At 49.6% G+C, this 12,321-nt stretch carries 8 protein-coding genes; 5 read left to right on the forward strand and 3 right to left on the reverse strand.

The genetic code is table 11. The annotated features are described in order from the left end of the window. Positions 1–6: 6 nt before the first annotated feature. From EKO24_RS20655 to EKO24_RS20670, 3 genes are all read left to right on the forward strand, one after another. On the forward strand, positions 7–3,051 hold the full coding sequence (locus EKO24_RS20655) for a beta-ketoacyl synthase N-terminal-like domain-containing protein (RefSeq protein ID WP_277752519.1): 3,045 nt from the start codon (positions 7–9) through the stop codon (positions 3,049–3,051). Positions 3,052–3,455: 404 nt separating this feature from the next. After that, on the forward strand, positions 3,456–5,036 hold the full coding sequence (locus EKO24_RS20660; RefSeq protein WP_161990638.1) for a metallophosphoesterase family protein: 1,581 nt from the start codon (positions 3,456–3,458) through the stop codon (positions 5,034–5,036). A 291-nt stretch (positions 5,037–5,327) separates the two neighbouring features. After that, positions 5,328–6,149: a tetratricopeptide repeat protein gene (locus EKO24_RS20670; protein ID WP_161990639.1), complete on the forward strand. Its 822-nt coding sequence runs from the start codon at positions 5,328–5,330 to the stop codon at positions 6,147–6,149. Between the two features lie 218 nt (positions 6,150–6,367). Here EKO24_RS20670 and EKO24_RS20675 read toward each other — a convergent pair whose 3' ends face one another. The 3 genes from EKO24_RS20675 to EKO24_RS20685 all read right to left on the reverse strand — a co-directional run bounded on the left by EKO24_RS20675 (position 6,368) and on the right by EKO24_RS20685 (position 10,624). Then, positions 6,368–8,704, reverse strand: a complete 2,337-nt coding sequence (locus tag EKO24_RS20675) for a PEP/pyruvate-binding domain-containing protein (RefSeq protein WP_127030518.1) — start codon at positions 8,702–8,704, stop codon at positions 6,368–6,370. Positions 8,705–8,775: 71 nt separating this feature from the next. Beyond that, on the reverse strand, positions 8,776–9,849 hold the full coding sequence (gene fabD, locus EKO24_RS20680) for an ACP S-malonyltransferase (protein WP_127030517.1): 1,074 nt from the start codon (positions 9,847–9,849) through the stop codon (positions 8,776–8,778). A 10-nt stretch (positions 9,850–9,859) separates the two neighbouring features. Further along, a complete protein-coding gene (locus EKO24_RS20685) occupies positions 9,860–10,624 on the reverse strand; it encodes a thioesterase II family protein (protein WP_127030516.1) in 765 nt (254 codons plus the stop codon). Positions 10,625–11,024: 400 nt separating this feature from the next. Here EKO24_RS20685 and EKO24_RS20690 point away from each other — a divergent pair, with 400 nt between their 5' ends. Continuing rightward, on the forward strand, positions 11,025–11,216 hold the full coding sequence (locus tag EKO24_RS20690; RefSeq protein WP_127030515.1) for a hypothetical protein: 192 nt from the start codon (positions 11,025–11,027) through the stop codon (positions 11,214–11,216). Positions 11,217–11,408: 192 nt separating this feature from the next. Then, the gene (locus EKO24_RS20695) at positions 11,409–11,837 is read left to right on the forward strand and encodes a DUF29 domain-containing protein (RefSeq protein ID WP_127030514.1); all 429 of its coding nucleotides are present in this window, start codon (positions 11,409–11,411) and stop codon (positions 11,835–11,837) included. The last annotated feature ends 484 nt before the right edge of the window (positions 11,838–12,321 follow it).

A 12,321-nucleotide genomic window follows, 5' to 3' on the forward strand; every position in this document is an offset into this window, starting at 1 on the left:
GCCGTCATCGGCATGGCTTGCCGGTCTGCTGGCGCATCGAATCCCGGTGAATTTTGGCAACTGATGCAACAGGGAAAAGATTGCATTGACAGCATCCGGGAACAAAGCTGGCTCGATTTTTTTGCCGCGCACTCGCAAACGCCGGTTCCGCTACGTTACGGGCAAATGCAACGCAAAGAACATTTCGATGCCGCGTTTTTCGGCATCGCTCAGGATGACGCGGCAGCAATGGATTTTCCTCAACGGGTGCTGTTGGAAGAAACTTACAAAGCGCTTGAAGATGCCGGGATAGCACCGTCGTCGCTGCAAAAACAGCCGGTAGGCGTTTTTATCGGCAGCGTTGGCGGCGGCGAGCAAGCTGCCCATAGTTTACTAGGTACGGACACCGGGGCATTGTCGTCGCATATCGCCTATTTTTTGGATTTGAAAGGTCCCGCGTTGACGATCAATACTGCGTGTTCTTCGTCATTGATGGCAATGGACGTGGCCTGCCAGTATTTGCGCAGCGGCAAAATCGACTTGGCGATAGTCGGAGGAGCCACCGTTTATACCGATCCGCGCGCGTTCATTATGATGAATAATGCCGGCATACTGTCGCCGACGGCCGCTTGCCGTCCGTTCGATAACAACGCCGACGGCATGATCGTCGGGGACGGTACGGGCGTGGTGATATTGAAACGCCTGGACGATGCCAAGCGCGACCAAGACCCGATTCATGGCGTCATTGCGGCAATAGGCAGTAACCAGAACGGGCAAACGGCAGGCAGGACCGTGCCCAGTTATTTGTCGCAAAGCCAATTGCAGTCATCGCTTTACCGGGACAATCGCATTAATGTGGAAGATATTCAGTATATTGAGGCGCACGGCACCGCAACGAAACTGGGCGATGCGATTGAGGTCGATGCGTTAAAGCATAGCTTTCAACAATTTACCGATAAAAAACATTATTGCGCAATCGGTTCGGTCAAGGCCAATATCGGCCACACGACGGCGGCGTCCGGGGTGCTGAGCGTTATCAAGGTGTTGCTGGGTTTCCGGCATCGGTTGATTCCGCCTTCGCTGAACTTTGAACGTTGCAATGAATATATCGATTTTGAAAACACTCCCTTTTATGTCAATACAACGTTGCAGGAATGGCCGGGCAATGCGGTCAAACCGCGTATGGCCGCGGTAACGTCGCTCGGACACGGCGGCACTAATGTGCATGCGGTGCTGGAGGAGTATCTGCCTGATTCGGTCTTGTCCCAAGCGGCGCAACCCGAAGCTTTTTTAATTCCGCTTTCGGCAAAGACGCCGGAGAGTTTGGCGGCATATGCGACGAGGCTGGCGCTGTTTATCCGGCAAAACGCCACGCTGGACTTGAATGCGTTGGCTTACACGTTGCAGGTCGGCAGGGAACGCTTGCAGTACAGAAGTATTTTTCAGGTAAAAACGCTTAAAGAACTGGCCGCGAAACTGGAATGGCTTGGCCGCGGCGGCGCACGGGATGAACGGCCTGAAAATTATTGGCAGGGCGAAGGCAAAGTGCGGAATCGAGCCTATCCGGAGCAAAGCTTCGAGTCAGGGCCATTGGCTACGCTTGCCGAACATTGGGCCGGCGGAGACAACATCAACTGGCAAGCACTGTACAGCGAAGATAAGCCGCAACGGCTGCACCTGCCTACTTATGTATTTGCCAAGACCGGCAATATCGGCTGTTCGGAAAAAAAACAGGAAGCAGCAAAGGAAGAGGAAGCAGCAAAGGAAGAGAAAGCAGCAAAGGAAGAGAAAGCGTCAAAAGAACAACAGTTGGAACTGCTGCTGAAAAAAATACTGGCGCATCAATTGGATTGCCCGGTTCAGCAAATCGATAGCCGGAGAAACTTTTTCGAGTTGGGTTTAACTTCGTTGGGACTGGTGAATATGCTGAAGTCGCTGGAACAACTGACCGGCAAGAAGATCGCTTCGAGTATAGTGTTCGAATACAGCAGTATTGAGCGCTTGGAGGCCTACTTAACCAAAAATCACACCGATATTGTTGATCGGGCTGAGTTTGCGGATTGCACGGCACTGATAAAAAGCTCAGTTTTCAGTCAGCCCAGCGCCCGTTTTCCCGAACTCATCCTGCTGAATGAAAACGGCAGGGGACAACCGGTGTTTTGGTTTCATGGCGGACTGGGCGGAGTGCAGCCTTACCATATCCTGGCGGAAGTGTGCGAACGCCCTTTTTACGGGATTCAGGCCAAAGGCTGGATCAGCAAGCAGCCTGGGATACACGGCGTGCCGGCAATGGCGGCCTATTACATTCAGGCCATGCAATCCGTCCAGCCGGCAGGACCTTACGATCTGGGCGGCTATTCGTTAGGCGGGCTTATCGCCTACGAAGTCACCCGGCAGTTACAGGAGCGGGGCGAATCGGTAGCGACTATCGCGATGTTGGATACTTTCGATACTACCGGGATTAAGGATGTTAAGCATTCAGCCAAAAACGATTTTTTGCAGGCCGTCAATATTGCGCTGCAAACCACAGTCATGCAAAACCCTGAAGCCTTTTCCTCGACATTGATTCATCGCGATCAACTGGATGTTTCGTTAAGCGATGAAGCTTTTTTGCAGCAATTGCTGGATTTAGCGAAAACTCGCGGTTTGCCTTATAGCGAAGAGCAAATGTATGAGCTGATTCATAAACAATCCAAGGTTCAAACGGCTCATGAAGCGCATCGCTACCGGATGCTGCCGCTGGCCGCAGCCGAGTCGGTCGATTGCTATTATTTTCGTAATAAAAACGGCTTATATATGGGCGAGTTGGAGCCTTATTTCACACTCGTGGGCTATGAGTACGACCTTGATAAAAAGAAGCACTGGCAAATCTGGCAGGAATATCTTCCTCATTTTTCGATAGTGGATATGGATGCGTCCAATCACTTGGTCTTTTTGTCGGAACCCGACGTCTGCAATTCGTTAATCGATTTTTTCCGTGTCTTGTATTCCGAGGCTGGAATGACGCCTGAGTTTTTCCGGTCTTTTCAGCAGCGGACAATCGAAAAGCACGGCGTATTGAGCAATGAATAATCAATTGATGTTATGCAGTCGAATAATACAGCGTTTTTAAATTCGGTTAATTACTAAGGTTAAGTAACGGAGTGCAAGCTTTGCTTGCCAGCGCAGGCGAAGCCTGCACTCCAGCGGAAATAACAACATACTCTTTAACAGTATGAGTAACTCATTTAAATTGAAAACGCTGTAAGTCCACGAAAAGCACGAAAAAAAACGGCGGCCTGCCTGTCCTGAGTGTCGTCGAGGGTAATGTGAAGAATGTCCGGCATTACATCGTAAGCTTGGATCATTCCACTCTATTTTTTCGTGGCTTTCGTGCTTTTCGTGGACAAATGCGTAACGTCAGTAACTAACAAAATTTACCGTCCCCAATGAAAAAGGGGCATATTTTAGATGTTTTTATTTGCTTTGGAGTTGTTATGCGTAAATATGCAATACCCTTGTTAGCGCCGCTTATGTTTTCCGGTTGTGCAAGCCAAATTACCCCTACGGAATCTCAAGTTTGTACCGGCGCCGAAACGGCAACGACGCGCCTGTTCCTGCAACAGGTATCGGATACCAGCGCTATCGTAAAGTGGCGGGGAGACGCCGACAAGCTGTGTGTAGGAGCCGATATGAATCGGCTTAACCTGGAAGTAAAGGCGACTGCAACGGCAGGCGGGCATAAAGAAGCCCTAGTTACCGGCCTGCTGCCCGACCGGACTTATTACTATTCAGTGGGCGGAGCGATCAAAGCGCCCGCTGACCAATATTTCAAAACCTCGCCCAAACCTGGCAGCCTGCCGGCTGACGGCAATACGCGCATCTGGATCGTCGGCGACTCCGGCAGCGGCACCGATGAAGATTCCGGTAACGCGGGTAAGGCCGCGGCCGTTCGGGACGGTATGCTGAAATATATAAGCAAGCACGGCGGCGAAGCCATCGATATGTTTCTTATGCTGGGCGATAACGCTTACCTGAACGGTAGCGATGCAAACTATCAACAAGGCGTTTTCGATTTGCATAAGGATTTTTTGAAGAACACAGCCATGTGGTCAACGATAGGCAATCACGAGATGGGCACCGCACGTATCGACTATTGCAACATCAAGGATCGTAACGGCGTTCCGCTTGTACCTTGCGGACAAGTAGTCCGTGACGATCCCGGAGTCAGTTTCTCCGCCGATCCGAATAGTTGGGTCGACGGCGTTACCCAGGCATCGGGAAGGATGCCTTACCTGGATATTTACAGCTTTCCGGCCAACGGCGAAGTAGGCGGCGTCGCCAGCGGTACGGAGCAGTATTATTCCTTTAATCAGGGTAATGTGCATGTTGTGAGCCTCGACAGCCAGCTGAGTGCTCGCGATAACGACCAGCGCGCGGCGATGCGCCAGTGGCTGATAAGCGATCTTTCCGCCAACAATTTGGATTGGACTATCGTTATCTTTCATCATCCTCCGTACACCAAGGGCGCCAATCACGATTCGGACGATACCGAAAACAATATCGTCGATCGTCCTACCTGGGATATCCGCAACGAGTTCGTTCCGGTTTTCGACGAGTATGGCGTCGATCTTGTCTACAGCGGGCATGCCCATACCTATGAGCGCAGCTATTATCTGCACAATCACACCGGCACTTCCGACACTTACTCTCATAAAGCTTACGCCGAGTTAGTGCAGGGCGATCCCCGGAAGCCGGCTTCAGGGCAGGGCAGCGAAAGTTATGCGCAATTAAGCCCTGGCAGCGGCGGCATCGATAATCGCGTGGTGTACACGGTGAACGGCAGTTCCGGTAAAGCCAACACCGGAGGCGGCGGCATTACGACGGAGGCGGAATGGCTGCAACATCCGGCCCATATTCAGCAGGCTGCCGACACTGCGACTCCCAAACGGCATGGTCTGGCGGTTTTGGGTTCCGTTATTGTCGATGCATCGAGAACGGCGTTAAAGGCGAGCTTCATTGACGTCAATGGCGAAGTGCTGGATTATTTCACGATCACCCGCCAGCAAAATCAGTAGCCAAGCAAAAAGTTTTTGCGTGCTAGTTCCCAAGCTCTTGCTTGGGAATTCAGTACGGGAAGCTCCAGCTTCCTGGCTCGCAAAGCTAGAGCTTTGCTCACTGGGTTCCCAAGCGGGAGCTTGGGAACCAGCGTATTTCTTAACTTAATGGCAGTGCTCCGGAGCGTGGGAACGATAGCTGGGTACAGTATTTATTATTACTTCCCATTAAGTAGTTCGGCAAAAAGTTTTTAACAACAAATTTTTATCGGATAAGTCCTTATTAGGATGGTTCAAACTGGAATACTCTCTATGAACAACAATACACTGTGCTTTTTATTCGGCCTGTTTTTATTTCAGGCTGAAGTTTCTATCGCGCATGAAGGCCCCGGCGCGCATCTGGATCATATCAATGAAGCCCTTGAAAAAACGCCCGATAAGCAGTCGCTGTATATCGAGCGGGGGGTGATCTATTCCAGCGAAGCCGGTATGTATGAGCAGGCATTGAAAGATTTTCAGCGCGCCGAAAAGTTGGGGCCGCCTGTTGCTGTTGCTTACGAATTGGGGCTGCTGTTTTACCGTCGCGCCGAATTTGCTAAGTCCCGTACGTATTTTGACCGCTATATCGGTCAATTTCCGGACTATGCCCCCGCATACGAGTATCGCGCCAAAGCGTCGTCCCAGGTAGGAGACACTAAGCAGGCTATGGCCGACTTTAATGCCTTTTTTCGATTACAAAAACAAATCAATCCGGGCAGTTTTATTGCCGCGGCTAAAATTTATGCGTCCGCGAAAGAAGCCGGCGTCGATGCCGCGATTGCGCTTTTGGATCAAGGCATAAAGCAAATCGGCTTGAATCCGCAATTGCAGAGTTACGCTGTCCGCTTGGAGTTGCAAAGAAACCGGCCCGAGCAGGCCATTGCCAGACATCAAAGCTTGAAAACCATGCTTAACGACAGTCCGGCATGGAAGTCGGAGATGGCTGAACTTCTGCTGGATGCGGGAAAGCCGGCCCAGGCTGCGGCGTTTCTCGACGAAGCGGAGCAGCAGTTGGCGAAGCTTAAAGCCACGCCGGCGAGACTCAATCTGCTGCAAACAATCCAAAAGCTTAAGCAGCAGGCCGTTTCGAGCTAGAGCAATTCGTAACTATTTAGCGTATTACAAATAGAACACGGATGCCAAAAGTAGGCGCCTCTACGACTGCATGGACGCAGGAGGTAGAGCAACGCAGGAGCAGTTGCCGAGGCGACACAGATAGGACGGATTAACACGGATTTTTTAGCTCTTTTTAAAATCAGTGATTATCCGTTTAATCCGTGTCATCCGTGGTCTATTGAGCATACGGTGAGTAGTTACAGTAATTCAACAATTCCTTGGCTGCCGTTGACTCTAACCTTATCGCCGGTTTTCAGCCGCATCGTCGCGCTGCCCGTGCCGACCACAGCAGGAACGCCCAATTCGCGGGCGACGATGGCCGCATGCGAAAGCGGCGCGCCAATGTCGGTGACGATAGCGGCGGCACGCGGAAATAGCGGCGTCCAGCCGACATTCGTGAAAGAGGTCACCAAAATCTCGCCACTGATAAACTCATGCATGCATTCGTGGGAAGACAGCACCCGAACCGTTCCTTCCACCAAGCCAGCCGATCCGGGAAAACCTTTGAGCAGTTTGTCGTCTTCGATCTGAGGCAACGCCTGGTTTGCATCGAAGTAATCGGTACGCCGGTTCGGTAGTTTCGCCCACTGAAACGGATCTATCGAGCCCGATATCAAGTTGGGCACCGGGGGCAGGGCGCTGTAAGCCGCATAAGTTTCCCGTCTTGGGGCGATACGCTCCAGAACTTGACTGTTCCCTTGCAAAAACTCGATCAATTCATTTTTGCTCAGGTAGAACAGAGCATCTTCAGCTTGATGATTGAGTTGCGCCGCTTTTTGTACAAATTTCCGCACGACCCAGGCCTGACGGAAATTTTCCGATTTGGCCAGTTCGCGGTTGTAGGCGAGCGTGGTTGCCGTTGCGCACAGCTTCTGTAATTGCTCGGCCAGTTTCGGTTGCTGTTGAGCCAGCGTTTGCCAAATCCTGTCCCGGTTTTGTTTTTGCTTAAGAAGCAGGGCGGCGGGGTCGGCATCTTGATGCTGGGCCAGCAACTTATCGATCCAGTCCGGGTCTTCGGCTGTCCTGGGGGCCGCAAACTCGGCTTCGTCGGGACCTCTGTGACCGTAGCGCCGGACGAACTCGTCGCGGGTGATTTCGCCTTTGGTCATTGCCGCAATACCCATTAGCGGCGCCATGCTGGGTAATTGGCCGTCACCATCCAGGCCGGACAAAATGATTTCCCGGTCTTCCGCTGCCAGTGCGCCGGACAGTGCGGCCTTTAGTTTGTATTGTTGCTGCACGAATTGATTGCCGATAAACGCAACCATCGTGAAGGTTTTAAACAGGACCGGTTCGATGTCGGCATAGACTCTGAGTAAGTCGGCATTATTTTCGGATTGTTCGATTGCCGAAAATGTTCTATCGCACCAAGCCGGACCTTCTTGTTGAGCCCAAACCAGGAATTTTTTGAGCGCGAAGGCGGATTTCAGCGAATAGCTTGTTTGCTTTAATACGAATCCGAGGGCTTCGGGCCACGACAGGTTGAGCTGCGGAATTTTTATATGATCGGGGATAATGCCTAGGAATAAATCAAAGCTGTTTAAAATATCCGCGTGTTTTTTGCCGAGCTTGCTGAGAAGCGCGTAAATAAGGCTGATGTTGAAATAGCTTCGGCCTGCTATCAGGCCGATCAGGAAATGCTTGCCTACCGGACCCACGTTACGCTCGGTCACTTCACGAAAAATCGACCAAGTCAAAGGAGTAATCACATTGCCGAAAAGTTCACCCAGATTGGTATTGCTCCAGAGGTAATTATCTTTTAGCGAATCGTTCCAAACCTCCGGCGTGGTTTGCAGGCCGGTAATCGGGCGGCTTTGCAGTAGAAAAAGTTGGTTTTGGAAAATTGCCCATTCTATATCCTGTAGCGACTGGAGTTCAGCCGCCAGCCGGGAGGCCATCGAAAACAAAGCCTGCTGATGGGGTTTGAAATAATCGGGACCCTGGTAAGTGCCGGTATCTGTATGAAAACTGAAAGCATCGCCGGTAACTTCGCCTGAAACCAGCTTGTCGCCTGTCCCCGTGACTAAATTGCCTTGCATGGTGTACGCGGCCCCGGAAATAGGATCGGAAGTAAACAGTACGCCGGCATAGGACGGGGCCAGCATATGTTGAACTACCACGGCTATGCCTTGGTTGCCGGTTTGAGCTTTGGCGGCGGCATAAGTTTGCACCCTTTCGCTGTTGCCGGATTCATATACGGTTTGAATGGCCGCGTAAAGTTGGTCTTTAGACTCGACATTAAGTACCGTCTCAAATTCGCCCGCGTAAGACGCCTGGGCCGAATCTTCCGCCGGCGCCGAGGAGCGTACCGCTACTTTACCGGTTGGACTTGAATCGGTCAGTTGACGGTAGTAGGCATGTATTTGTTCGCGTGCGCTATCTATTAAGCCGCGGTTATCGAAAGCCGTCGACAGGATGATAAAGCCGTCCGGGACAGGGTAGCCGGATTGATACAGCCTGGCTAACATGCCGCCTTTACCACCGGCTTGGTTGGCATGCTCCTGCTCGGAAAACTGACTAAATGTACACAGCATGTTTTTTCCTGGGATCGATTGAATTATTGGAGAAGTTTGGTTTTATGAAGACATGGCGGGTCGGCCGTATTTTAAAGCCCGGTTACCGGCGTAATATCGTCCAAATCAAAATAGCCGTTGTAATTTTTCATGTAAATGGCTGCACGATGGCCGAATAATATGACGGCTTGGGTTTGGGTTTCCAACAGCTGTTCATAGCCTTTTACCCTGACTTTTGTGGCTATCGGGTAAGTATTGTTCCAGTTGTCGATGCGTTGCTGAATATTTTCAAAAGCAGGTTCTTGGTTCGATTTTTCGGCCGTGAAGCTATTTTTTATCTGGTTGACGAGTTTGGTCAACACGTTTCCGGGGCCGATTTCTTCAAAGCGGCTAACGCCTTGTAAAAGCAGGTATTCTATGCTTTCTTTCCAGCGCACCGAGCCGGTAATCTGTTGGCTGAGTGTTTCTGCGATATGGCTTTGCCGGTAAGGCCGGGCATCGATATTCGCCACTACAGGACAACGGAAGCCGGAAAAGCTGAAAGGCATTATGTATTGCTGAAACTCGCACTTTGCGTCTTCCATGTAGCGCGAATGAAACGCACCGCTGGTGTTAAGCGGGTAAAAAAGGCCGCCTAGCGCTTCCAGATGCGCTCGTGAGCGCTGAATATCATCCTGAGAGCCTGAAATGACCAACTGAGAAGCCGAGTTGTAATTGGCAATATCTATATTTTCCAGGCGGTTATCGCGCAAACATTGTTTGAGTGCGTTTTCTTCGATATTAACGATAGCGGCCATCGCGCCGTGTTTGGCCTGGCTCATAAGCTCGCCTCTTTTTTTCACCAGTTTTAAGCCGTCCGCAAAGCTCAGGACGCCTGCGGCGTACAAGGCGCTGTATTCGCCGAGACTGTGGCCAATGCAGAAATCGGGCAACTCGCCTGTATCCCTTATTTTGGCTTGATAGGACAAGGCATTGACTACATAGAGAGCCGGTTGGGTGTACTGGGTTAGATTTAGTGTGTTGTTTGGGTCTTCCAGGCAAAGCGCCTGCACGGAGTAACCCAAGATATTGTCGGCTTGACGGACAAGCTGGGGGAATTCATCAAACAATGCGCCACCCATGCCTTTGTGTTGCGACCCTTGACCGGGAAAAAGATAAGTAAGCAAAGTTATATCCTCAAGTTAATAAATAGTCGGCGAGCGCATCGCATTCATGATTGATGACATTTAGAAGCTCTTTTTCCGCTACTTGAATAAAAAAATGGCCGCCTTCGAAAAAGTGGCATCTAAAGCTGTGTTGCGTATGTTCCGCCCAGCCGAGCAGCTCGGTTTCGTTAACGTGAGTATCGTCCCGGCCCATTAGCGCGAGAATAGGCGTATCAAGGGGGGCATGAGGCCGATAATGGTAAGTTTCCAAAATCTGGAAATCCGAACGAATCCTTGGCAGAAACGCCGACATCAGTTCTTCGTTTTCGAGAACTATTTTCGAGGTTCCTTCGAAATGTCCGATTTTTGTAATGAATTCTTTATCGGAGAGGGTATAGATCGGTTTTGCCCGGGCAAGAAAGTGCGGCGCTCGATGTGCGGACGCCATGAATAGCTTTGGCGACGGCAATTTCAGGTCGTTAATGGTTCGAATCAATTCATAACTGATTAACGCCCCTAAACTGTGGCCGTATACGATATAGGGCTTGTTCAGATAAGGTGTTATTGCCGGGATCAGGCCGGCGATAACCTGCGACATCTCTGTCAGTGCCGGTTCAGTGTAGCGTGCGTCGCGGGCAGGGAGTTGGATTGCGATGAGTTCGACATCGTCGGGCAAGTATTTTGCCCAGCTTTTAAAAGCCAAGGCGCTACCGCCGGCAAAATGAACGCAGAATAAACGTATTGCGGAGGAGTCGTTACCGCTATAACGAATTAACCAGGGACATAAAGTTTTCATGTGGCGCCGTTTTTTCCATTCAGGAAGGAAATAAAAAATTGGGAAATAATCTTGTATGCCCAAGGCTTAGAATTAAGACTTTTAGCTGTTGATCAACAATAGTGTACACAATACGGTAGATAATTCGCTACCCTAATACGATAGTAATTAGCATTGCCTTACAACTTAAAGAAAGCCAGGCGGGCAAGGGTTATCGGCTGATATTTACTGATCATGGGGGTATCGGTCGATATTGCCACTGTTTGAGTGCGTCACACTTATAAAATCTTAAGAGATTTTATAAGTGTGACGCTTTTTTACCTAAATTAAACAGCATTATTTATTTTAACAAGTAACGAAAAACATTGATATTTTCACATAACATGTTGCAATAAATTAACTTTAACGGGGAGCATATGTCATGCAAGATTTGTCAGATAAAAATATAGTAGAAATATTCCCATTGCCTAAAAAACGCGGCAGGTCATCAACCCGCCAGGCTAAAAGCAGTGCTGAACGGCAAGCCGCTTATCGATTTCGTAAGCATCACGGCTCTGACGGTGGTCAAGTTGCGATTAATCACGGCAATATTGAGCAACAAACTTGCTCTTGAACGTCTAGCTCATCATTATCGTTGTTCAGAATCCGATATGTTGAATAAGTTGATTTCGCAAGCCGATATTGCCGTTACTTCGCAATTTGCATATGGTGATGATCAATGGAATATATTGGCAACATGTGACAAAAAAGCCTTTTACTATTTATTGTTACATGTTATGTAATAAATTAAACTGGAGATAATACCATGATTAGCTATGAGAAAGACTTTTACGGCTGGACCCAAGAGCAGGCTGCATTGCTCAGGGCAGGGCGCTTAACTGAGCTGGATATAGAGAATCTAATAGAAGAGGTGGAGACCATGGGGCGCAGTGAAAAACGCGAATTGGAAAGTCGTTTAACCGTGCTGTTATTGCACTTGTTGAAATGGAAATACCAAGATGTCAGGCGCGGCCGTAGTTGGGAGCTATCTATTATTGAACAGCGTTTAAAATTCGAAGAAACCCTCGGTGAAAATCCCGGTTTAAAGCCTCAGCTTGGCGCTATATTGCTCAAGGCTTACAAATACGCCGTTATCCAGGCTTCCCGTGAAACACATCTTAGTCGTAGCGTTTTTCCGACAGAATGTCCTTGGACTTTTGAGCAAATTACTGACGACAACTTTTTTCCCGATTAATTTTTTTAGTTACTGTAACGCGTTACGCTAAATATTGTCATTTTGTTAGCATTAATAACAGACAGGCCGCCGGCAGCATGGCGCTTGCGTCAATTAACTATCCCCATAACTGGCCCTGCGGGCCTTTCCGCGCGTGATGGATGGCCTATCGCATTATTGAAACATGTTACGATAAATTCTTCATCGGCTGCGCCATCCAACACCTAAACAACTGATGCCAGTGTTTATAACGCATAAAGAGGGGCAGGGAAGCAGCCCCGGATAGGTAACGCATCTTTTCCAATTTCGTTTTTCAAGGCGCAGTGTTACGATTAACGCTTATTATCAATCGCCTTAATACAAACGGGGATTTTATGGGCTTGCAAGATCGCGATTATTGGAAAGAACAATATCAATAGGACTTTCGCAATCCTAACCAAATAGGTTATGTTATCCGGCATGATCACCAAGCAACGTTATGTGGAATACTTGATCTGCACACCGA

Origin of the sequence: Candidatus Methylobacter oryzae (assembly GCF_003994235.2) — a bacterium.
Classification (GTDB): domain Bacteria; phylum Pseudomonadota; class Gammaproteobacteria; order Methylococcales; family Methylomonadaceae; genus Methylobacter_A; species Methylobacter_A oryzae.

Excerpts from the sequence above, each read along its gene's own strand:
- EKO24_RS20660 (WP_161990638.1), top strand. The coding sequence starts at position 3,456 with ATGCGTAAATATGCAATACCCTTGTTAGCGCCGCTTATGTTTTCCGGT.
- EKO24_RS20685 (WP_127030516.1), bottom strand. The coding sequence starts at position 10,624 with ATGAAAACTTTATGTCCCTGGTTAATTCGTTATAGCGGTAACGACTCC.
- EKO24_RS20695 (WP_127030514.1), top strand. The coding sequence starts at position 11,409 with ATGATTAGCTATGAGAAAGACTTTTACGGCTGGACCCAAGAGCAGGCT.
- EKO24_RS20670 (WP_161990639.1), top strand. The coding sequence starts at position 5,328 with ATGAACAACAATACACTGTGCTTTTTATTCGGCCTGTTTTTATTTCAG.
- EKO24_RS20690 (WP_127030515.1), top strand. The coding sequence starts at position 11,025 with ATGCAAGATTTGTCAGATAAAAATATAGTAGAAATATTCCCATTGCCT.
- EKO24_RS20675 (WP_127030518.1), bottom strand. The coding sequence starts at position 8,704 with ATGCTGTGTACATTTAGTCAGTTTTCCGAGCAGGAGCATGCCAACCAA.